Genomic DNA, 21,229 nt, shown 5'->3' on the forward strand with positions numbered 1-21,229 from the left:
CCCGAGCTGGCCGGCGACCGCCGCCCGATCGTGGCCCACGAGGGGCGCTACGAGCAGGAGCCACTACGGTGGGGCGACCCCGGCCCGACCGCCACCGAGCACGCGCATCCGCATCCCCATCCGCACTAGGAGCCAGACATCCCCGCAGGGCAGCGCTCCGCGCCACCGCAAGTCGAGGTGGTCGACGCGCTGCGGCGCGCCGGCCTGGCCGAAGTCGACGACAGCACCCTGACCCGGGCGCTGTACTCCAGCGACGCCTCGCTGTACCGGGTGCTGCCCACCGCGGTGGTGCGCCCGCGTGACGTCGACGAGGTGGCCGCGACCCTCGACGTGTGCCGAAGACTCGGCGTCCCGCTGACCTCCCGCGGGGCCGGGACGTCGATCGCCGGCAACGCCGTCGGCAGCGGTGTGGTGCTCGACTTCAGCAAGCACCTCAACCGGGTGCTGGCGGTCGACGCCGAGGCACGAACCGCGACCGTCGAGCCGGGACTCGTCCAGGCGCAGCTGCAGCGGGCCGCCGCCCCACACGGGCTGCGGTTCGGCCCGGATCCCTCGACCCACAACCGGGCCACCCTCGGCGGCATGATCGGTAACAACGCCTGCGGCTCGCGCGCGCTCGGCTATGGCCGCACGGCGGACAACGTGCTGGGCCTGCAGCTGCTCACCGGGACCGGCCAGCGGCTCGACCTCGGGGCGGATGGCGCCGCAGCGGCGTCCGAACCGCTGCTGGCCGAGCTGAGGTCGGTGGTCGGCCGGGACCTGGCCACGATCCGGACCGAGCTCGGCCGCTTCAGCCGCCAGGTCTCCGGGTACTCCCTCGAGCACCTGCTCCCCGAACGGTCCTTCGACGTGTCCAGGGCGCTGGTCGGCACTGAGGGCACGCTCGGCGTGGTGCTGGGCGCCTCCGTCCGGTTGGTGACCGAGCCGGCCCGTCGCGGGCTGGTCGTCCTCGGCTATCCCGACATGGCTACCGCGGCCGACGCGGTGCCGGCCCTGCTGGTGCACCGGCCCACCGCCTGCGAGGGAATCGACGGACGGATCCTCGACGTCGTGCGGGCGCGGCGTGGCCCGGGCGCCGTCCCCGTCATGCCGCGGGGCGGCGGCTGGCTGCTCGTCGAAGTCACCGGACAGACGTCGTCCGAGGTGGCGGCCATGGCCCGCGCGGTGGTCGCCGACGCCGCCGCACTCGACGCGATGGTGGTCACCGACGCGCGCGTCGCGGCCGGCCTGTGGCGGATCCGGGAGGACGGCGCCGGGCTCGCCGGGCGCACGCCGGCCGGCGCGCCGGCGCACTCCGGCTGGGAGGACGCCGCGGTGCCCCCGGCCGTGCTGGGTGCGTACCTGCGGGACTTCGAGCGGCTGCTGGCCGACTACCGGCTGGCCGGCGTCCCCTACGGGCACTTCGGTGACGGCTGCGTGCACATCCGGATCGACTTCCCGTTCGAGTCGTCGTCCGGGGTGGGCGTGTTCCGCAGCTTCCTCACGCACGCGGCCACACTGGTGGCCGGCTACGGGGGGTCGCTGTCCGGCGAGCACGGCGACGGCCGGGCCCGCAGCGCGCTGCTGCCGCTCATGTACTCCGGCTCGGCGCTGGCCCTGTTCGGCCGGGTCAAGGCGCTGTTCGATCCGGACAACCTGCTCAACCCCGGGGTGCTCGTCGACCCGCGACCGGTGGACGCCGACCTGCGGGTGGTCCAGGCCCGGCCGCTGCGGGAGGAGCTCGCGCTCGGCTACCGCCACGACGGCGGGGACTTCAGCGCCGCCGTCCACCGCTGCACCGGCGTGGGCAAGTGCCTGGCCGACACCAGCGCGGACGGCGGGGTCATGTGCCCGTCCTACCTGGCCACCCGCGAGGAGAAGGACTCCACCCGCGGCCGGGCCCGGGCGCTGCAGGAGATGGTCAACGGGACGACGGTGACGGGTGGCTGGCGCTCGCCGGAAGTGCGCGAGGCGCTGGACCTGTGCCTGGCCTGCAAGGGCTGCTCGTCGGACTGCCCGACCGGCGTGGACATGGCCGCGTACAAGGCGGAGGTGCTGCACCAGTCCTACCGCGGCCGGCTGCGCCCGCGCTCGCACTACACGCTCGGCTGGCTGCCCCGCTGGTCGCGGCTTGCCTCGCGCGCCCCCCGGCTGGCCAACGCCGTGCTCGGCCGGCCGACCGTGGCCCGCGTGACGCGATGGGCGGCCGGGGTCGACTCCCGCCGTGGTCTCCCGCGGTTCGCCGAGGTGACGTTCCACCGCTGGTTCAGCCGCCGGGCTGGTGGGGTAGGCAGCGCGGACCGACCGCCGGTCCTGCTCTTCGTGGACAGCTTCACCGAGCACTTCCGGCCGGAGGTGGGGATCGCGGCGGTGCAGGTCCTCGAGGACGCCGGGTACGCGGTCCGGCTGACGCCGTCCGGCCTGTGCTGCGGGCTGACCTGGATCACGACCGGGCAGCTGGACACCGCGAAGAGGCTTGTGGGGCAGACGGTTTCGGCCCTGCTCCCGGGGGTCGAGGCCGGCGTACCGGTCGTCGGCCTGGAGCCCTCGTGCGCGGCCGTGCTGCGGTCGGACGCCGTGGACCTGCTCGGCACCGCCGCCGCTGCCACCGTCGCCGGCGGCACCCGCACCCTGGCTGAGCTGCTGCTGGACACCCCAGGCTGGACCCCGCCCGACCTCACCGGGACCCGCGCCGTCGCACAGCCGCACTGCCACCACCACGCGGTGATGGGCTGGGACACCGACGCGCGACTGCTGTACGCCGCCGGCGTCGAAGTGGAGCGGCTCGGCGGCTGCTGCGGACTGGCCGGCAATTTCGGCGCCGAGCGGGGGCACTACGCCGTGTCGGTGGCCGTGGCCGAGAACGCGCTGCTGCCCGCGATCCGCGACCGCGAGCCCTCCGCCGTGGTGCTCGCCGACGGCTTCTCCTGCCACACCCAGATGGCCGACCTCGCAGCGGTGGACGCCGTCCACCTGGCCCAGCTCCTCCTCCCCCCTCCCACCCCCCCTTCTGCATGAAGGTGCCCTTCTGCGCGCAAGGTCGCAACAACCCACTCTTCATCGGACGGCGGGGAACGGGGCACCCCTTCGGCCGGGCGGGGTGACGTCAGGGGCGGCCCCGGCGCGGAGCGTGCTGCTGCCAGTCCCGGGACGACGGGTGAACCGCTCCAATGCCTGGTCGCCGCTCGATCCCGAGGCGGATACTGGCGTGATGGCCGTCGACCAGTCCAGCCCTTTGTCCCGCCGACAGCGGCTCGAGGCGGGCGTCGTCCAGACCCTCGCCCACCTTCCGGCCCGCGCCCAGCGGCTGCTCGCAGGGCCGGTGATCGAGGGGGACTACGGCCCGCTCGACGTCCAGGTGCAGCTGGTCCTGCGTCTGATGGCCGCCGATCCGAGGCCCTCCTTCGAGACCCTGCCAGTGGCCCAGGCCCGTGAGTCGATCCGGCTGGAGGCGGCCCAGTTTGCCGGGCGCCGTCCCGCCGACGTGATCGCTCAGCAGCTCACCGTGGACGGCGCCGAGGGACCCCTGGGCGCCCGGCTGTACCTCCCCGAGGGGGCGCAGCGGCCGGGCCCGCTCGTGGTCTGGTTCCACGGGGGCGGGTGGGTGGTCGGCGACCTGGACAGCCACGACCCGTGCTGTCGCTTCCTGTCCCACACGGCCAGGCTGCCGGTGCTTGCGGTGGACTACCGGCTCGCGCCGGAGGCGCCGTTCCCGGCGGCCGTGGACGATGCGCTGGCCGCCTTCCGCTGGGCGGTCCGCAACGCCGCCGCGCTCGGCGCCGACCCCGACCGGATCGCGGTCGCTGGCGACTCCGCGGGCGGCAACCTGGCGGCTGTAGTCTCGCTGCTGGCCGCGCTGGACGGCGGGCCGGCCCCGGCCTTCCAGGCCCTGGTGTACCCGGCCACCGACCTGTCCAGGAAGTCCGAGAGCTACCGCGAGTACCCCGTCGGGTACTTCCTCACCGAGGCCCAGATGGACTGGTACCGCACCGCGTACCTGCCGGACCCGTCGCTGGCTAGCGACCCACGGGTCTCGCCGCTGCTCGCGCACGAAGTCGCCGGGCTGCCTCCCGCCTACGTCACGGTCGGGGCCTTCGACGTGCTGCGTGACGAGACTGTCGCCTACGCGCGGCGGCTGACGGACGCGGGCGTCCCGACGACGCTGCGAGTCCATCCCGGGCTGATCCACGGATTCGTCAACGCGGCCGGGGTCCTGCCGGTCGCCGCGGCCGCCGTCCGAGAGCTGGCCGATGCCCTGGCCACCGCCCTCCACCGCCCTGCATGAAGAGTCCCTTCATGCGGAGTCGGCGAGGAGCTGGAGGATGCGCTTCTCGGAGACCTTCTGGGCGGTGCCGAGCTGCTGGGCGAACAGGCTGACCCGCAGCTCCTCGAGCAGCCAGCGGACGTCGGCCAGCTCGGCCGGCACCGGAGTCCCAGCCGGTAGCGCGTCGAGCGCGTCATGCCAGGCGTCCTCGACGACGTGCACGCGGTCCATCAGCACGAGGTCGCGCTCGACGTCCTTGGGCACCAGGTCAAGCCGCCGCTGCATGGCCCGCAGGTACCGCAGCACGTGCGGCAGCCGGGACACCCCGCTGCTCGTGGCGACATCAGCAGGCACCAGCGCGGCCAGCTGCACCGCGAGGTCCTCGAACGCCGGCCGCATCCGCTCGGGCGCCGGCACGGCCAGCTGCTCGCGCACCACGTAGGCGGCGCCGTGCACCTCCCCGGCGGCTCGCAGCACCCCGGTCGCCGTCACCACGAGGCGCTCAGCCACGAATGACCGCAGCGCCGCGAACCCGGCCGCGTCCCACGCGGGTCCACCACGCTCCGCCACCAGCGCATCGACCGCGGCGGCGACGCAGTCCCGGACGGCGTCGGCCGGGTGCCCGCCCGTGTCCCTGGCCAGTGCCAGCTTCTCCCCGACGCCGAGGGACTCCAACAGGGCGCGCGCCGGCGATGGCACCGTGAGCAGCAACAGCCGACGGGTCCCCGGCGGCATCGCCGCCGCCTGCTCCGCCGCCGAGGCGAGCACCCGGACGCCGACCGCCTCCCCCTCGTCGACCAGTGCGGGGTACCCGGTGACCCGCAGCCCGTCACGCTCGGTGTCCACCACCCGCGGCAGCTCGGCGCCGGGCCAGTCCACCAAGCCGGTCCGTTCCATGGACGGCAGCGCCGACGCGATCGCGGACCGCAGCTGCCCGGCCAGCCGGCGGCGCAGCTCGTCGAGGTCGTCGCCCAGAGCCAGCACGCGCCCCTCGCCGTCCTCGACCGACAGGTGCACGCGCAGGTGGTCGGTCAGCTCGGCCCGCGGCCAGGCGGCCGGCGGAACCTGCACCCCGGTCAACCGAAGCACCGCAGCGCCGAGCGCGGCCTCGAACGGCGTCCGCTCGTCCGGCGTCATCGTGGCCAGTGCGCGCGCGGCCGTGTCCGGCGCGGGAACCAGCAGCCGCCGCAGCGGTTTCGGCAGCCCTCGCACGAGTGCGGTTGCGAGCTCGGCCCGCAGCCCCGGCACCCCCCAGCTGAACGCAGCGGCCGGCAGCCGGTTGAGGCCGGTCAGTACCAGGTGGGCGGTGACGCCGTCGTCCGGCTCCCCCGGCGCGAACCGGTAGGACAGCGGGACGACGACGTCACCGACCCTCCAGCTGTCCGGAAAGAGCTCGAGATCGGGCAGCGAACGGTCCGCCAGCACGTCCGCTGGGGTGAGGTCCAGCCGGACCGGATCCTCGTGCCGGGCCTTCTTCCACCAGGCGTCGAAGTGGCGGGCCGAGACCGCGGACGCCGACACCCGAGCGTCGTAGAAGTCGAACAGCGCCTCCTCGTCCACGACGACGTCCCGCCGGCGCAGCTTGTCCTCGAGGACCTGCACCTGCTCGATCGTCGCCCGGTTGCGCTCGACGAAGGCGTGGTGGGTGCGCCACTCCCCCTCGACGAGGGCGTGCCGGAGGAACAGCTCGCGGGACACCACCGGGTCGACCCGCGCGTACCCCACCCGGCGCCGCGCCACCAGCGGGATCCCGAACAACGTCACCTTCTCGAAGGCCATCACCGCACCGCGGTCGGGGTCCCAGTGCGGCTCGCTGTAGGTGCGCACGACCAGGTGCTCGGCGGCGCTCTCGATCCACTGCGGGTCGACCCTGGCCACGGTGCGGGCGAACAGCCGCGAGGTCTCCACCAGCTCCGCCGCCATCACCCAGCGCGGCTGCTTGCGGGCCAGCGCGGACCCGGGCCACAGCACGAACTTCGCCCCGCGGGCGCCCAGGTAGTCGCGGCCCTCCGGCTCCTTCAGCCCGATGTGCGACAGCAGCCCGGCCAGCAGCGCCCGGTGCACGTGGTCCGGGTGCGACCACCCGCCGCTGAGGCTCAGCCCCAGGTCGCGGGTGGCGACGTCCCGCAGCTGGGCCACCAGGTCCTGCCACTCCCGGATCCGCAGGTAGTGCAGGTACTCGGCGCGGCACAGCCGCCGGAACGCAGATGACGACAGCGCCGCCTGCTGTTCCTCGATGAACTGCCACAGGTTGAGCAGCGCCAGCACGTCGCTGGACTCGTCGGCGAACCGGAGGTGGGCGGCGTCCGCCTGCTCCTGGGCGTCCGACGGCCGCTCCCGAGGGTCCTGGATGGACAGCGCGGCCGCCACCACGAGCACGTCGCGCACGCAGCCGAGCCGTCCCGCCTCCAGCACCATCCGCCCGAGCCGCGGGTCGAGCGGCAGCCGGGCCAGCTGGCGTCCGAGGTCGGTGAGCCGGGGCTGGTCGCCGGGCTCCAGCGCGCCGAGCTCGTCCAGCAGCGCGATGCCGTCGCGCACGGAGCGTCGGTCCGGGGGGTCGATGAACGGGAACTCCGCCACGTCACCGAGGTCGAGCGCGGCCATCTGCAGCAGGACCGCGGCCAGGTTGGTGCGCAGGATCTCCGGATCGGTGAACTCCGGCCGGGCCGCGTGGTCCTCCTCGTCGAACAGCCGGACGCACACGCCCTCGGCGAGCCGGCCGCACCGGCCGGCCCGCTGCTGGGCCGAGGCCTGCGAGATCTTCTCGATCGGCAGCCGCTGCACCTTCAGCCGGTGGCTGTACCGGGAGATCCGCGCGGTGCCGGCGTCCACGACGTAGTGGATGCCCGGGACGGTGAGGGACGTCTCGGCCACGTTGGTGGCCAGCACGATCCGGCGGCCGGGATGCGTGGCGAAGACCCGGTGCTGCTCCGCCGCGGACAGCCGGCCGAACAGCGGCAGCACCTCGGTGCCGGCCACGTGGTGCCGGCGCAGCGCCTCGGCGGTGTCTCGGATCTCGCGCTCGCCGGAGAGGAAGACCAGCACGTCGCCGGGCCCCTCGTGGGCCAGCTCGTCGACCGCGTCCAGCACGGCCTGCACCTGGTCGCCCTGCTCCTCGTCGTAGGGCCGGTAGCGGACCTCGACCGGGTAGGTGCGCCCGGAGACCTCGATGACCGGCGCGCCGCCGAAGTGGTCGGCGAAGCGCTGCGGGTCGATGGTGGCCGAGGTGATGACCACGCGCAGGTCCGGCCGCCGCGGCAGCAGCCGGGTCAGGTAGCCCAGCAGGAAGTCAATGTTCAGGCTGCGTTCGTGCGCCTCGTCGACGATGACCGTGTCGTAGGCCAGCAGGTCGGGGTCGTGCGCGATCTCGGCGAGCAGCACGCCGTCGGTCATAACCTTGACGAGGGTGTCCGCGGTCGTGTGCCGGGTGAACCGCACCTGGTAGCCCACGGTCCGGCCCAGCGGGACGTCGAGCTCCTCGGCCAGCCGCTCGGCAACGGCCCGGGCGGCGATCCGCCGCGGCTGGGTGTGCGCGATCGCCCCTCGGACACCACGGCCGAGCTCGAGACAGATCTTGGGCAGCTGGGTGGTCTTGCCCGAGCCGGTCTCGCCGGCGACGACGACCACCTGGTGGTCGCGCAGGGCGGCCGCGATGTCCTCGACCCGGGCCGAGACCGGCAGCTCCTGCGGGTACGTCGGCGTGGGCACCGAGGACCGCCGGCGGGCCACCCGCTGCTCAGCGGCAACGAGGTCCCGCTCGAACGCGGCGAGGTCGAGGTCGCGCCGGCCCAGCCGCCGCGCCAGCCGCCGCTCGTCGCGCAGCAGCAGCGCGGGCAGCCGGGCAGTCAGCTCGTCACGGGGAGTGGACACAACGGCGTCCATTCTGCGGGTCAGGCGCCACCCGGGGCGTCGAGGCGTGCGGCCAGCCGGTCCAGGAACGGCCTTTGGCCGGCCGCGATCCGCGCGCTTGCCTCGTCGAGCCCGAACCAGGCGGCCCGGTCGATCTCGGGGAACTCGACCAGCCGCCCGGACCGCGGCGGCCACTCCAGAGCGAACGTCCCCGGCGTGATGGCCGACGGGTCGAGGTCGCCCTCACCGGCCCACACCTCGACCCGCTTCCCTCCCGCCTGGCGCACCTCGCCGAGCGCGACCAGCCGCTCGACCGGGACCGGAACCGGCAGACCTAGCTCCTCGGTGAACTCGCGGACGGCGGCCACGAGCGCAGGCTCGGTGTCCTCGTGCTCGCCCTTGGGCACCGACCACGCGCCGGCGTCCTTGCCTGCCCAGAACGGACCGCCCATGTGGCCGAGCAGCACCTCGACGCCGCTGCCGGCGGTGCGGCGCCACAACAGGATCCCCGCGCTGCGCCTGGTCATCCGACGCTTACCCATGCGGTCATGGTGTCGTCCAGGGCGTCGACCATGCGCCGGAAGCTGCGGTCGACGTCCTGCGGCATGCCGAACCCGCCCCCGGCCTCGAGCGTGACGAACCCGTGCAGGCCGGCGCGCACGGCGCGCGTTGCGTCGACGGCGTCGTCGCCGTTCAGCCCGTACCCGGCCAGGACGGCGAGCACGACCCGCAGCACCGAGCCGGCCGCGGCCAGGTGCTCGCCGTCGCCAGCGGCCGGAGACCGGACCGTGGCCGCGTAGCGGCCCGGATGGGCGCGCCCGAAGCCGCGGTACGCCTCAGCGACGGCTCGCAGCGCGTCACCACCGGCGCGGCCGACCGCCGCTGCTGACAGGGTGGCGCCCAGCTCGCGGGTGGCCAGCACCGCGACGTCGCGACGAAGACCGTCCAGCCAGGAGATGTGCTTGTACAGACTGGGCAGCTTCACCCCGAACCGCGCGGCCACGGCGGCCAGGCTCAGGTGCTCCCAGCCGGTCACGTCAGCGACGTCGGCCGCCTCGTGCACCACGATGTCGTGGCTGAGGCCCGCCCTGGGCACCCGGCGTCACCCGGGCGAGGAACTCGAGGACAGCGGGGTTGACCAGGTCCGGACGCTGCGCCTGCGCGTAGTGGCCGGCGTCCGGGACCAGCAGCAGTTCGCCCCGCAACTGCTCGGCCACCCACTGGCCCTCCCGGGCCGAGTCGTTGAAGTCGGGGTCGCGCTCCCCCATGACCACGAGCGTCGGCGCCGTGACCCGGTCGAGCCGTTCCTCGGCGGGGCGTGCGAGGTGTGCGACGTGGCTGGGGAGGCGGCACGGTAGCCGGGGCGCTTGAGGCTGGCCACGACCGCCGCTCGGTGCTCCTCGAAGTCGGCGGGGCGTTGACCGGCGTACATCGCCGGCAGGTAGAAGCGCCACACCGGGGTGCGCCACGGCCCGGCCATCGCCAGCCGCATGGTCCACCGGACCAGCACGTTGATGGGTGTGTTGTGCACGAACGGCCCGAGCAGGACCAGTCCGGCGATGACCTCCGGTCGCTTCGCCGCGGCCCACACCGTGGACCCGGCGGCCATCGAGTTGCCCAGCAGGACGGCGCGACCGCCGAGGTGCTCGACCAGGGCGAGGATGTCCTCGCCGGTCGCGACGTCGTCATACGACCTGAAGGTCGGGTCTCTCGCACCGTGCCCGCGCAGGTCAATCGTGGCCAGCCGGTAGCCGGCCGCGGCCAGCTCAGGCACGACGAACCGGGACACGCTGCGCAGGTCGCCCATGCCCGGCACGCAGATGACGAGCGGCCCGTCCCCGGTGACGTCGCAGCCGATCCGCTCCTCGCCGCGGTCAAGGAACCTGGTCTCCGCACTCATGCTCGTAGTCATAGCCACCAGGCTAGTATGATTAGCCAGTCCCGTCAACCCCCGCCGCCACCCGCATGAAGGGGCGCCCTTCCGTGCGCACCACCGCACAGACCCGCCCATCAAGGACGCCGGCCGGGCGGACGTCGAAGGGCCGATATCGGGTAGCGGACCGGTCGGGGGGAATCGGCACGGTAGGCGGCCGGTTGTCACGGCCACCAGACCGGTCATCCCCTCGCCACCCGTCCGCCCCGACCCCGTGGAGCTCGCATGACCACCGCCCCCGCCGTCCCCCAGGTCGGCGAGAAAGACCCGCTGCGCTGGAAGGCGATGATCTTCATCGGCATCAGCCAGCTGATGGTGGTGCTCGACGCCTCCATCGTGAACCTCGCCCTGCCGAGTGCGAAGCGCGCGCTCGGCATCAGCGACGCGAACCAGCAGTGGGTCATCACCGCCTACACGCTGACCTTCGGCGGCCTGCTGCTGCTCGGTGGCCGCATCGCCGACTACGTGGGGCGCAAGCGCGCCTTCCTCATCGGACTCATCGGCTTCGCCCTCGCCTCGCTGCTCGGCGGTATCGCCCCCACCGCGGGCGTGCTCTTCGCCGCCCGCGCGCTGCAGGGAGGGTTCGCGGCCCTGCTGGCGCCAGCCGCCCTGTCGCTGGTCAGCGTGATCTTCACCGATCCCAAGGAGCGGGCCAAGGCGTTCGGCATCTTCGGTGCGATCGCCGGCGGCGGAGCGGCCATCGGCCTGCTGCTCGGCGGGGTGCTCACCGAGTACGCGTCCTGGCGCTGGTGCCTGGCCGTGAACACCCCGATCTCGATCATCGCGGCGCTCGGCGCCATCCGTTTCATCCGGGAGTCCAAGGCCCCGGGCAACACCTCCTACGACATCCCCGGGGCGATCACGGTGACGCTCGGGCTGGTGTCCCTGGTGTACGGCCTGACGAAGGCGGCGCCCAAGCAGGGCGACATCAGCGCGCACTGGACCGAGCCGGCCACGCTGGCCTTCCTGGTCACCGGGGTGGTGCTGCTTGTCGCGTTCGTGCTGATCGAGCTGCGCACCTCCAACCCGCTGCTCCCGATGCGGGTCGCACTCGAACGAAACCGCGGCGGCGCCTACCTGTCCAGCCTGATCACCGGCGCGGGACTGTTCTCGATGTTCCTGTTCCTCGGGCTCTACCTCCAGGTCATCAAGGGCTTCAGCCCGATCCGGGCCGGCTTCGCGTTCCTGCCGTTCTCGATCGGCATCATCTTGACCGCCGGAGTGGCGTCCTACCTGCTGCCCAAGCTGGGGCCACGCCCGCTCATGGTCCCGGGCCTGCTGATGGCGGCGTCCGGCCTGTACTGGCTGACCTTCCTGAAGTACGACTCTCCGTACCTGACCCACGTGCTGCCCGCGATGCTGCTCATGAGCGTCGGCATGGCCTTCGTGTTCATCCCGACGGCGAGCACGGCCCTGCACGGCGTCGGCCACCACGACGCCGGCGTGGCGAGCGCGCTGATCAACGCCAGCCAGCAGGTCGGCGGGTCGATCGGTGCCGCCCTGCTCAACACGGTGGCAGTCACGGTGACCGCGAGCTACATCACGTCGCACCTCCCGCCGACGACGACGACGCAGTACGAGGCGCTGACCGCCGGCTACACCAAGGCCTTCATGGTCAGCACCGGTCTCATGCTGCTGGCGGCGGTGGTCGTGCTGGCCCTGATCCGCATCGGCAAGGAGTCGCTCCAGGAGCCGGACGATGACGTGCCGGTCCACCTGGGCTGACCCGCGGCCGCGGCCACGGCGGCACGGGTCAGGGGGGTCGCGGAGCCGCCGCGTGCTGATCGACGGGCTCGGTCCCGGACCGCTCCGCGGGCCGAACGAGCCGACGCAGCAGGGCCTGGGTCTCGGCGTCCGTCGACACCACCACCGTGCCCTCCATGGCACGGGTCAGCAGCAACTTGTAGGTGTTGCGTACCGCACGGTCGGAGTCCTCCGGCGAGCCGCGCCGTACGGCGGAGTCGTGGCTGGCGGAACGATCCGCCACCCAGCGGTCGGCGCGCCACACCAGGTCGGACCCGAGGATCACCCCGTTCCAGCCGTACTCGAAGCCCTGCGCCGTGTACAGGCAGCCGACCTGGTCGAAGCCGGCTGGATCGATGGCCCAGAACGAGCCGCCAGGAGGTCGCCTCGTCGCGCCGCGGGCTGGGAACATCTACGATGCTGATTCGCTTTAGTTGATCGTTGACCTAAACGCTGCGATCCCGGAGGTTCCCCGCATGCCCGCCGTCACGGTCGACAACCCGCTGGCTCTGCCACGCATACCTGAGACTCACCCTGAGGTTGACGTTGATCGCCCGGTGGTCGCCGTGACCACCGCGCCCCACGGGTTCGAGGGCGAGGGCTTCCCGGTCCGGCGTGCGTTCGCCGGCGTCGACCTGCGCGCCCTCGACCCGTTCATCCACATGGACCAGATGGGTGAGGTCGAGTACGCGCCGGGTGAGCCCAAGGGCACGGCCTGGCACCCGCACCGCGGCTTCGAGACCGTCACGTACATGATCGATGGCGAGATGGCCCACTCCGACTCCAACGGCGGCGGCGGTCTGATCACCAACGGGGACACCCAGTGGATGACCGCGGGCGCCGGCATCCTGCACATCGAGACGCCGCCGGAGCACCTGGTCGTCAGCGGCGGCCTGTTCCACGGCCTGCAGCTGTGGGTCAACCTCCCCCGAACCTTGAAGCTGGCACCGCCGCGCTACCAGCACATCCGCTCATCCAAGGTCGCCCTGCTCAGCTCGCTGGACGGCGGCGCGCTGGTCCGCGTGATCGCTGGAGAGGTCGGCGGTCAGCCCGGCCCCGGCTCGACCCACACACCGATCACCCTCCTGCACGCGACTCTCGCCCCGGGCGCGTCCCTGACACTGCCCTGGCGGTCGGACTTCAACGGCCTGGTCTACGGGCTCAGCGGCGCCGGCACGGTCGGCGCCGAGCGCCGGCCGTTCGGCTCCGGACAGCTGGCCGTCTTCGGCGCCGGCGACACGATCACCGTGGCGGCGGCCCCGAAGCAGGGCTCCCGCGTGGACGCCCTGGACGTCTTCATCCTCGGCGGGCAGCCGATCCGCGAGCCTGTCGCCGCCTACGGCCCGTTCGTCATGAACACCCGGGCCGAGCTCGTCCAGGCGTTCGAGGACTACCAGGCCGGTCGCCTCGGCAGCATCCCCGCGGCGCACGCCGACGTCGACGCCAGCACGCCGGACGCCGAATAGAGCCAGCACCGCCCAGGTCCACCGTCTTGTTGGCGGCCCGCACCTCGACAGGGGAGACTGAAGGCATGGCAGCCGAACCAGAGCAGACCAGCCCCAGCAGCGGCGACCCCAAGGAGCAGTTCCGGCAGGCACTGGAGCGCAAGAAGCGTCAGGGCGCTGAGGGCGTCGGCCAGACCGGTCACGGCCAGTCGCCGCACGGCGGCACCGACACCCACCAGCACGGCGGACGGCGCGAGTTCCGTCGCAAGGCCGGCGGCTGACCGCCACCTCCCGACCGTGAGTGGGAACCTCGGGACGACGGATGTCGCGGTGTACCCGAGCCGCGAGTCCGTCGTCGGCCGGATACCGGTGCACCGAGCGCTCCCCCGCCGCGGTCTGCGCACCGTAGGTCCGTGGTGCTTCGCCGACCACATGGGGCCCGAGCCGGTCACCGAGACGAAGGGTCTGGACATCGGGCCGCACCCGCACACCGGCCTGCACACGGTCACCTGGCTGCTCGAGGGTGCGGTGCTGCACCGGGACAGCCTGGGGACCGAGCAGCTGATCCGTCCGGGCCAGCTCAACCTGATGACCGCGGGCCACGGGGTGGCGCACGCCGAGGAGGCGAGCGACACCTACCGGGGCACCCTGCACGGGGTTCAGCTGTGGGTCGCCCAGCCGGACACCCATCGCGACGGCACGCCCGGCTTCGAGCACCACGCCGTCCTGCCGCGCGCGGAGGTCGACCACAGCGAGCTCACCGTGCTCGTCGGCGAGTTCGCCGGCGCGCGGTCGCTGGCCCGGCAGGACAGCCCGATCGTGGGGGCGGACGCCGCGGTGCGCGCCGGGAGGACGACCTGGCCGCTGCGGCCCGACTTCGAGTACGCCCTGCTCGTCCTGGACGGCGAGATCTCGGTGGGCCAGCACGTCGTCCGGCCGCACGCGCTCGCTGCCTTCGGGACCGGCCGCGCCGAGGTGTCGGTCACCGTTCGCGACACCGCGCGGGTGCTGCTGCTCGGCGGCGCACCGTTCACCGAACCGCTGATCATGTGGTGGAACTTCGTGGCCCGCACGCACGACGAGATCGACGCCGCCGTCCGGGCCTGGCAGGAGCACGAGGAGCGGTTCGGGCGGGTCGCCTCATCGCTGGCTCGCATCCCCGCCCCGCAACCGGTCTGGGCGCCGCGCGGCTGAGGCCCCGCGCGCCGCAACACCCGTTGTGGTCTGGTACCCAAGGGGGGTGGACCACGACGGGAACGGCTGGGTGGAGTGTGCGCGGGGCCACCGGCACTGGGGCCGGCACGGCGCCGCCGGCCTGCTGCTGCACGCCGTGGACGACGCCGGAGCCGCACGGGTGCTGCTGCAGCACCGGGCCGAGTGGAGCCACCACGGTGGCACGTGGGGGCTGCCCGGGGGCGCGCGCGACAGCCACGAGGAGGCGGTGGCGGCCGCGCTGCGCGAGGCCACCGAGGAGACCGCCCTCGACCGGAGCCTGGTGCGCACCAGGCACACCTTCGTCGACGACCACGGCGGATGGTCCTACACGACCGTCTACGCCGACACCCCGAGCCCACTGGCCACCGAGCTCAACCAGGAGAGCATCGAGCTCGACTGGGTGGCGCTGCCGGACGTCGAGTCCCGCGAGCTGCACCCCGGCTTCGCCGCGACCTGGGGGGAGGTGCAGGCGCGGCCGGCCACCTTGCTGGTGGACGCCGCCAACGTCGTGGGCTCGCGCCCCGATGGCTGGTGGAAGGACCGCGCCGGCGCCACGTCCCGGCTGCTCGCCTCGCTGGACACGCTGCGCGCGCGCACCCTGATCGACCCCGGGGGCGGCACGCGGGTCGTCGCCCGCGTCGTCGCCGTGGTCGAAGGGCAGGCGCGCTCGGTGGGTGACGCGTCGTGGACCCAGGTGGTCCGCGCCGACGGCTCGGGGGACGACGCCGTCGTCACCACCGCCGCGGCCCTGACCGACGCCGGCTCCGAGGTCATCGCAGTCACCGCCGACCGGGGACTGCGCAGCCGGGTCCACGCGACCGCCGTCCAGGTGGCCGGTCCAGGCTGGCTGCTGGCACTCAGCGGCTGACGCCGCTCTCCTCCACCCGGCCCTGCAGGCCGGCCAGCGTGACCGCTCCGACCACGGCCAGCACGAACCCGACCACGGCGACGGGGGCCCAGCCGGTGCGGGCGCGGTCGCCCAGCCAGACCAGGCCGATCAGCGCCGGCACCGCGGTCTCCACAACGACCAGCGTCCCAGTGGCGCGAGTCACCGATCCGCGCTGCAGCGCCGTGGTGTACAGCAGGATCCCGCCCACGCCGCCGAGCAGGACGGCGAGCGCGGCCGGGTCGTGCAGCAGCGCCGTCGGCGAGCCGGGGTCACGCACGACCCGCGCCCCGACCCCCACGGCGGCGAAGGCCAGGCCGGCCAGGCCCCCCAGCGAGGCGGCCGCCAGCGGCCCAGGCAGCCGGGCGGCGGGGATTCCCAAGGCCACGCTCAGCCCGGCCAGCGCCACCATGGCCCAGCGCAGCCCGGCACCGACCGTGTCGGCCGGTCCAGCGGCCGCCGCGGCCGCTAGCAGGGCCAGCCCGAGGACGACCGCGAGCACGGCCGCCCAGTCGACGGCGCCCAGGCGCTCGCCGAACACCGGGACCGACAACAGTGCGATGACCGCGAGGTTCGCCGCGATCGCCGCCTCGACCACGAACAGCGGCAGCCCGCGTAGCGCCGCGAGCGACAGCGCGAAACCCAGGAGGTCCAAGGCCAGCCCGGCCAGGTACGGACCCTCACGAAGCGCCCGGGCGATCAGCCTCGGGTCCAGGCCGTCGCCCTGGTGGGTCCGCCGCGCCCCGTAGGCCTGCAGCACCGAGCCGGCCCCGTAGCAGACCGCGGTAGCCAGGGCACCGAGCAGCGCGAGCCGGCTAGACACCCGCGACGCCGGCCAGGTGACCGACCAGCGCGGTCACGGCCATCGCGGCGCTGCCGCCGAGGACCACCCGCAACGTCGGACGGACCCAGGAGGTGCCGGCAGCCACGGCCCCGAGAATGCCGGCCACCGCGAGCCCGATGACCGTGACGGCGACGATGAGCAGGATCCGGGCGGTGCCGCTGGCCGGGCCGAGCATCCCGAGGAAGGGCACCAGCCCGCCCACGGCGAAGCTCGCAGCCGAGGCGAGCGCCGCTTGATCGGGTCGGGCGTGCGACGCCTCGCTCTGGCCGAGCTCGTCCCGGGCATGGACGGCCACGCGATCGTCGAGGTCGCCCTTGCTCAGCTCCTGGGCCACCTGCTCGGCCAGCCCGCGCGACAGTCCGCGCTCCTCGTAGATGGCGACCAGCTCCTCGAGCTCCGCCTCCGGCTGGCTGGCCAGCTCGCGGCGCTCCCGCTCGACGTCGGCCCGCTCCACGTCTCCCTGCGAGCTGACCGAGACCCACTCACCGGCCGCCATGGCCATCGCCCCCGCAGTCAGCCCGGCCAGACCGGCCGTGAGGACGGCGCTGGCGTGGGCGCTGCTCGCCGTGGCGACACCCACCATCAGGCTGGACGTCGACACCAGCCCGTCGTTGGCCCCGAGGACGGCGGCCCGCAGCCATCCGGACCGGTGGCCCCGGTGTGCTTCACCGTGCGGCGCGAAGAAGGTCATGGGGGCCATGCTCCACCACGAGCGGAGCATCGTTGACGCGAGGCGACGACCATGAGCTGATGGACGCCGTGAAGCTCACCCTGGACCTGCACGACGTCTACAACCGGGGCAACGACATCGACCGCGCGCTGCGCGGGATCATGGACGAGGCGGAAGCCAAGAAGGCGAAACTGGTGGAGATCATCCCCGGCAAGGGCAGCGGTCAGCTCAAGAAGCGGGTGCTGCGCTACCTGGACCAGCCGGACGTCAAGGCCCGCTATCACCGCGTCGAGAAGGACTCGAACAACTGGGGCCGAATCTTCGTGCACTTCCGCTGGAAGTAGCCGGCGCACCGGGTGTCGTTGGACTCTGACCAGCCGTGCGGAACGTCGGCACGATGGAGCCGACCGACTCGAGGGAGGTCCGATGCCCGACTCCACAACCGTCCGCAACAGCACCTGCACGACCACCGGCAACGCCGTCTACGGCTTCGGCCTGATCGGCGCGCTGATCTACTTCCTGCAGCGGGCCGACACGTTCTGGGAGTACGTCTTCGCCGTCCTCAAGGCAGTGGTGTGGCCGGCGTTCGTCGTCTACCAGGCGCTCCAGTCCTTCTACGGGTAGGCGAAGCCAGGATCGACTTGACATCCTGACCACATGTCGACTGTCTTCACGCACATCCCCCACCCGCGCATCGAGCAGCGCAAGAAGGTCGGGCCGCCCAAGGTCGCCGACCAACTGCCCCAGGACACCGCGATGGCGCGGTTCAACTCCCACTTCGGCCTGTTGATCACTGTGGCGGTGGGCAGCATGTGGGCGGCCTACCTGTTCACATTGCTGGCGCTGATCAGCCTCCCGGCGGCGGTCCAGAGCCACAACGCGATCATCATCGTGGCCTGGATCGCCCAGACCTTCCTCCAGTTGGTGCTGCTGCCGATCATCATCGTCGGGCAGAACGTCCAGGCGAAGGCCGCCGACAAGCGCGCCGAGGCGACCTACGAGGACGCGGACGCGGTGCTGCACACGGCCTTGCAGATCCAGGCGCACCTGGCCGCGCAGGACGTGGAGATCGAGAAGATCGTAGCGACCATAGCGGCGATGCAGAAGGGCTGACCGGGCAGGGCGAAGGTCCGTGTCCAGGTACACCGGTGATCGACCGGCCGTACGCGTCGCCCCTGCCATCCGGTGGCATGGCTACCTGGGCCGACGTCCGGAGGCTGGCGCTGGCGCTCCCCGAGGCGGTCGAGCGCACCTCGCGCGAGGGCACCGGCGAGTGGCGGGTCAACGACAAGGGGTTCGTGTGGGAGCGGCCGCTACGCCGCCGCGACCTCGAGGAGCTGGGGGGCCAGCGCCCCCACCGGCCCCATCCTCGGGGTCCGGGTCGCCCACCTCGGGGTCAAGGAGGCGCTGCTCGCTGAGGATCCCGACGTCTACTTCACGACGTCGCACTTCGACGGCTACCCAGCGATCCTCGTGCGTCTGGAACGGATCGGACGCCGGGATCTCAAGGAGCTGATCACCGAGGCGTGGCTGCTGCGCGCGCCCAAGCGGCTCAGCCGCGACTACCCACCGGCGCGCTGACGCCCGGGCAGGGGTCGCAGCGCGGCCAGGACCTTGGCGGCCCCCGCGAGCGGCCGGCCGTTGGCAACCGCCAGCAGCGCCGTGGCCACCGGCGAGCCGACCTTGCCCTGGCTGAGCATCGGCAGCACCCGAAGTGGCATCTCGTGGACCACCCGGTCGACCAGCAGGGCCATCGGTCCGTCCTCGTCGCTGCCCACGATCTTGGTGGCCGCCCGGCGCAGGACCTGCACCAGCGCCCTGGCGACCAGCGACTGGCGCATGGCCGCGAGCGGGGTGTCCATCGTGTACTGGCCGCGGCGTTCGGCGACGTTGTCCGGCAGCGGGCTCCCGTACAGCACCTGGAACGCGGCGCGGTCGAAGCCGCGGGACATCGACAGGTCCCGGTAGGGCGCCAGCGCCGGCCGGTCCGGTGGAAGTTCGACACCAGCGGAGGCCACCTCCAGGACCGCCCGCGCCCGGATGTCCCGCGACGACGAACCCACCCGGATCTCGAACCGGCCGGGCTCGACCGTCCAGCCGTGCTGCTGCCGGTCCCACACCGCGAAGGCGCGGCGGTCCAGGTCGAGGGTGACCGCCTGCGACTCCCCCGGGGCGAGCCACACCTTGGCGAAGGCCTTGAGCTCCTGCTCCGGCCGGAAGACCGAGCTCTCGACGTCGTGCACGTACAGCTGCACCACCTCGGAGCCGGCCCGGTCGCCGGTGTTCGTCACCGTGACCGTCACGGTCACCCGCAGCTCCGCACCGTCGTCCACCTGGGCCGGGCCCAGGTCGAGCCCTGCGTAGCCGAACGTCGTGTAGCCCAGGCCGTGCCCGAACGGGAACAGGACCTCGGCGGCCACGCTGTCGTAGTACCGGTACCCGACGTACAGGCTCTCCCGGTACTCGACCTGTCGCGGCCCGGTCGGCAGCGCCGAGACCGGGTTGTCCGACCACCGGCGCGGGAACGTCTCAGCGAGCCGCCCGCCCGGCTCGGCCACCCCGAACAGGACGTCGGCGACCGCGCCGCCTCCGGCCTGCCCACCCAGGTAGGCCTCGACGACGGCTGGGACCTGGGCGACCCACGGCATCTCCACCGGAGCCCCGTTGCTCAGCACCACGACGACGTTCGGGTTGACCTCGACGAGCGCCCGCACGAGCGCGTCGTGGCTGTCCGGCAGCCGCAGGTGCGCGCGGTCCACGCCTTCGGTCTCGTACGCCTCCGGCAGGCCGACGAACGCGAGCACGACGTCGGCGTCGCGGGCCTCCGCACGGGCCATGTCCAGCAGCGCCGGCTGAACCTCGTCCCGGTTGCGCAGGTACCCCGCCGCGTAGGTCACCCGGTCCGCGCCGACCAGCGCGCTGATCGCCGTGAACGCGTCGTCGACCCGGTGCGGGTTCATCAGCGAACTGCCGGCCCCCTGGTACCGCGGGACCGTCGCGAACTCCCCCACCACCGCGACCCGCGCGGACGGCGCCAACGGGAGCAGCCCGCCGTCGTTCTTCAGCAGCACCGTGCCCTCGGCCGAGGCCCGCCGGGCCAACGCGTGGTGGGCGTCCACGTCGTAGGGGTGCCCCGGCTCCCGGGCACCCGCGGTGGCCTCGATCAGGCGCAGCATCCGCTCGGCCGAGGCCTCCAGCGCGGCACCCGCGAGTCGTCCCGCCTGGACGGCGGCCACCACGCCGGCGTCGCCCTGGCCGTCGAACCCGGGCATCTGCAGGTCGCAGCCGGCCGCGACGGCGAGGGCTCGGTCGAACACCGCCCCCCAGTCCGAGACCACGAGCCCGTCGAAGCCCCACTCGTCCCGCAGGATGGTCGTCAACAGCTCGCGGTGCTCGCTCGCGTGGACGCCGTTGACCTGGTTGTACGCGGCCATGACGGTGGCCGGTCGGGCTTCCACGACCGCTCGCTCGAAGCTGGCCAGGTAGATCTCGCGCAGCGCGCGCTCGTCGACGAGAGTGTCGATGCTGTAGCGACGGCTCTCCTGGTTGTTCGCGGCGAAGTGCTTGAGCGAGGCGGCGACCCCCGTGCTCTGCACGCCGCTGATCCAGGCAGCGGCGAGGGCCGACGACAGCAGCGGGTCCTCGGAGAAGTACTCGAAGTTGCGCCCGCACACCGGCGTCCGCTTGATGTTCGCGCCGGGACCGAGAAGCACACTCACCTGCTGCGCGCTGGCCTCCTCCCCGAGGGCGACCCCGACCTGCTCGAGCAGAGCGAGGTTCCAGGTCGCGGCGAGCGCGGACGCCGTGGGGAAGCAGGTGGCGGGCACGGCGTCGCCGAGCTCGAGTTCGTCGGTCGAGCGCCGCATCCGCACGCCGTGCGGGCCGTCGGTGAGGACCGCGGACGGGACGCCGAGCCGCTCGACCGGCTGCGTGGACCACAGGTCCCGTCCGGCCGTGAGCGTCGCCTGCTCGGCGAGGGTCAGTTCGGTCGCCCTCATCGCCGTCCTCCCACGTCTGCGTCGACGAGTTGCCGTGTGCAGCCGCATGCCAGTATCCGGCCGGCTGCGACCGTGCGGGTGGCGATCGGAGCTGTTGCCGCTGCCGCCCCAGGTCCGGGCGAGGAACGAGTCGGACGGTCGTCGACATCGACTGGTACCACGAGGAGCGGGCGACGTCGGAGCTCGGGTCCGCGGCATCCGACGTTTCGTCCGAGCGCGGTCCGCATACTTGACAAGGTTTCTTCCGAAAGACATCTTCGGTCTATCCATCTAACCGGAGTGCGGGGGCGGGTCTTTGCGCCAGGGGCGTCCTGCGGGCAGGCGTTCGAGACTGGGTGGGTGGCCACGGCTGACAGGAGGGGACGGTCGCGTGGGCCGGGGGTCGGGTCGGGCGATGAGGTCG

The 21,229-nt window shown here is 73.1% G+C and carries 17 protein-coding genes and 2 pseudogenes; 11 read left to right on the forward strand and 8 right to left on the reverse strand.

What is annotated here, in order from left to right; all coding sequences use genetic code 11:
* Nucleotides 1–177: 177 nt before the first annotated feature.
* Both VIM19_01120 and VIM19_01125 read left to right on the forward strand, forming a co-directional pair.
* Complete coding sequence (locus VIM19_01120) at nucleotides 178–2,997, forward strand: FAD-linked oxidase C-terminal domain-containing protein (GenBank protein HEY5183517.1); 2,820 nt, start codon at nucleotides 178–180, stop codon at nucleotides 2,995–2,997.
* A gap of 193 nt (nucleotides 2,998–3,190) precedes the next feature.
* Nucleotides 3,191–4,264, forward strand: coding sequence for an alpha/beta hydrolase (locus tag VIM19_01125; GenBank protein ID HEY5183518.1), 1,074 nt, complete (start codon nucleotides 3,191–3,193; stop codon nucleotides 4,262–4,264).
* 9 nt (nucleotides 4,265–4,273) lie between these two features.
* On the opposite strand, the gene hrpA is transcribed toward VIM19_01125, so the two are convergent.
* The 4 genes from hrpA to VIM19_01145 are packed head-to-tail and all read right to left on the reverse strand — an operon-like array spanning nucleotide 4,274 to nucleotide 10,004.
* Complete coding sequence (gene hrpA / locus VIM19_01130; protein ID HEY5183519.1) at nucleotides 4,274–8,113, reverse strand: ATP-dependent RNA helicase HrpA; 3,840 nt, start codon at nucleotides 8,111–8,113, stop codon at nucleotides 4,274–4,276.
* 20 nt (nucleotides 8,114–8,133) lie between these two features.
* Nucleotides 8,134–8,634 (reverse strand): NUDIX domain-containing protein, encoded by a 501-nt coding sequence (locus VIM19_01135; protein HEY5183520.1) that lies wholly within the window; start codon nucleotides 8,632–8,634, stop codon nucleotides 8,134–8,136.
* A complete protein-coding gene (locus VIM19_01140; protein HEY5183521.1) occupies nucleotides 8,616–9,188 on the reverse strand; it encodes a TetR-like C-terminal domain-containing protein in 573 nt (190 codons plus the stop codon). The genes VIM19_01135 and VIM19_01140 overlap by 19 nt, the downstream gene beginning before the upstream one ends.
* Before the next feature lie 6 nt (nucleotides 9,189–9,194).
* Nucleotides 9,195–10,004: an alpha/beta hydrolase gene (locus VIM19_01145; GenBank protein HEY5183522.1), complete on the reverse strand. Its 810-nt coding sequence runs from the start codon at nucleotides 10,002–10,004 to the stop codon at nucleotides 9,195–9,197.
* Nucleotides 10,005–10,250: 246 nt separating this feature from the next.
* Here VIM19_01145 and VIM19_01150 point away from each other — a divergent pair, with 246 nt between their 5' ends.
* Nucleotides 10,251–11,750, forward strand: coding sequence for an MFS transporter (locus VIM19_01150; GenBank protein ID HEY5183523.1), 1,500 nt, complete (start codon nucleotides 10,251–10,253; stop codon nucleotides 11,748–11,750).
* 28 nt (nucleotides 11,751–11,778) lie between these two features.
* Here VIM19_01150 and VIM19_01155 read toward each other — a convergent pair.
* A pseudogene (locus VIM19_01155) lies at nucleotides 11,779–12,138 on the reverse strand (DNA/RNA helicase domain-containing protein).
* Between the two features lie 106 nt (nucleotides 12,139–12,244).
* On the opposite strand from VIM19_01155, the gene VIM19_01160 reads away from it, so the two are divergent.
* The 4 genes from VIM19_01160 (at nucleotide 12,245) to VIM19_01175 (ending at nucleotide 15,296) form a co-directional block, all read left to right on the forward strand.
* Nucleotides 12,245–13,234, forward strand: a complete 990-nt coding sequence (locus VIM19_01160) for a pirin family protein (GenBank protein HEY5183524.1) — start codon at nucleotides 12,245–12,247, stop codon at nucleotides 13,232–13,234.
* Between the two features lie 65 nt (nucleotides 13,235–13,299).
* The gene (locus VIM19_01165; protein HEY5183525.1) at nucleotides 13,300–13,494 is read left to right on the forward strand and encodes a DUF5302 family protein; all 195 of its coding nucleotides are present in this window, start codon (nucleotides 13,300–13,302) and stop codon (nucleotides 13,492–13,494) included.
* A 16-nt stretch (nucleotides 13,495–13,510) separates the two neighbouring features.
* Nucleotides 13,511–14,407 carry a pirin family protein gene (locus VIM19_01170; GenBank protein ID HEY5183526.1) on the forward strand — a complete coding sequence of 299 codons (897 nt, stop codon included), beginning with the start codon at nucleotides 13,511–13,513 and terminating at the stop codon, nucleotides 14,405–14,407.
* Nucleotides 14,408–14,453: 46 nt separating this feature from the next.
* The gene (locus VIM19_01175; GenBank protein ID HEY5183527.1) at nucleotides 14,454–15,296 is read left to right on the forward strand and encodes an NUDIX domain-containing protein; all 843 of its coding nucleotides are present in this window, start codon (nucleotides 14,454–14,456) and stop codon (nucleotides 15,294–15,296) included.
* On the opposite strand, the gene VIM19_01180 is transcribed toward VIM19_01175, so the two are convergent.
* Both VIM19_01180 and VIM19_01185 read right to left on the reverse strand, forming a co-directional pair.
* Nucleotides 15,286–16,137 carry a hypothetical protein gene (locus VIM19_01180; protein HEY5183528.1) on the reverse strand — a complete coding sequence of 284 codons (852 nt, stop codon included), beginning with the start codon at nucleotides 16,135–16,137 and terminating at the stop codon, nucleotides 15,286–15,288. The genes VIM19_01175 and VIM19_01180 overlap by 11 nt on opposite strands.
* A complete protein-coding gene (locus VIM19_01185) occupies nucleotides 16,130–16,849 on the reverse strand; it encodes a VIT1/CCC1 transporter family protein (GenBank protein ID HEY5183529.1) in 720 nt (239 codons plus the stop codon). Before VIM19_01185 ends, VIM19_01180 begins: the two co-directional genes overlap by 8 nt.
* A 68-nt stretch (nucleotides 16,850–16,917) precedes the next feature.
* Between VIM19_01185 and VIM19_01190 the strand changes: the two genes are divergently transcribed.
* From VIM19_01190 to VIM19_01205, 4 genes and pseudogenes are all read left to right on the forward strand, one after another.
* Nucleotides 16,918–17,172 (forward strand): Smr/MutS family protein, encoded by a 255-nt coding sequence (locus tag VIM19_01190; protein ID HEY5183530.1) that lies wholly within the window; start codon nucleotides 16,918–16,920, stop codon nucleotides 17,170–17,172.
* An 82-nt stretch (nucleotides 17,173–17,254) separates the two neighbouring features.
* On the forward strand, nucleotides 17,255–17,452 hold the full coding sequence (locus VIM19_01195; GenBank protein HEY5183531.1) for a hypothetical protein: 198 nt from the start codon (nucleotides 17,255–17,257) through the stop codon (nucleotides 17,450–17,452).
* Nucleotides 17,453–17,485: 33 nt separating this feature from the next.
* Nucleotides 17,486–17,941, forward strand: a complete 456-nt coding sequence (locus VIM19_01200) for a hypothetical protein (GenBank protein HEY5183532.1) — start codon at nucleotides 17,486–17,488, stop codon at nucleotides 17,939–17,941.
* Nucleotides 17,942–18,018: 77 nt separating this feature from the next.
* Nucleotides 18,019–18,409, forward strand: a pseudogene (locus tag VIM19_01205) (MmcQ/YjbR family DNA-binding protein).
* Here VIM19_01205 and VIM19_01210 read toward each other — a convergent pair.
* Nucleotides 18,391–20,826, reverse strand: a complete 2,436-nt coding sequence (locus VIM19_01210) for a glycoside hydrolase family 3 C-terminal domain-containing protein (GenBank protein ID HEY5183533.1) — start codon at nucleotides 20,824–20,826, stop codon at nucleotides 18,391–18,393. The pseudogene VIM19_01205 and the gene VIM19_01210 overlap by 19 nt on opposite strands.
* Nucleotides 20,827–21,229: the final 403 nt, after the last annotated feature.

It is taken from the genome of Actinomycetes bacterium, assembly GCA_036510875.1.
GTDB lineage: Bacteria > Actinomycetota > Actinomycetes > Prado026 > Prado026 > DATCDE01.

Excerpts from the sequence above, each read along its gene's own strand:
- VIM19_01125 (HEY5183518.1), top strand. The coding sequence starts at position 3,191 with ATGGCCGTCGACCAGTCCAGCCCTTTGTCCCGCCGACAGCGGCTCGAG.
- VIM19_01135 (HEY5183520.1), bottom strand. The coding sequence starts at position 8,634 with ATGGGTAAGCGTCGGATGACCAGGCGCAGCGCGGGGATCCTGTTGTGG.
- VIM19_01145 (HEY5183522.1), bottom strand. The coding sequence starts at position 10,004 with ATGACTACGAGCATGAGTGCGGAGACCAGGTTCCTTGACCGCGGCGAG.
- VIM19_01150 (HEY5183523.1), top strand. The coding sequence starts at position 10,251 with ATGACCACCGCCCCCGCCGTCCCCCAGGTCGGCGAGAAAGACCCGCTG.
- VIM19_01160 (HEY5183524.1), top strand. The coding sequence starts at position 12,245 with ATGCCCGCCGTCACGGTCGACAACCCGCTGGCTCTGCCACGCATACCT.
- VIM19_01165 (HEY5183525.1), top strand. The coding sequence starts at position 13,300 with ATGGCAGCCGAACCAGAGCAGACCAGCCCCAGCAGCGGCGACCCCAAG.
- VIM19_01185 (HEY5183529.1), bottom strand. The coding sequence starts at position 16,849 with ATGACCTTCTTCGCGCCGCACGGTGAAGCACACCGGGGCCACCGGTCC.
- VIM19_01195 (HEY5183531.1), top strand. The coding sequence starts at position 17,255 with ATGCCCGACTCCACAACCGTCCGCAACAGCACCTGCACGACCACCGGC.
- VIM19_01200 (HEY5183532.1), top strand. The coding sequence starts at position 17,486 with ATGTCGACTGTCTTCACGCACATCCCCCACCCGCGCATCGAGCAGCGC.
- VIM19_01210 (HEY5183533.1), bottom strand. The coding sequence starts at position 20,826 with ATGAGGGCGACCGAACTGACCCTCGCCGAGCAGGCGACGCTCACGGCC.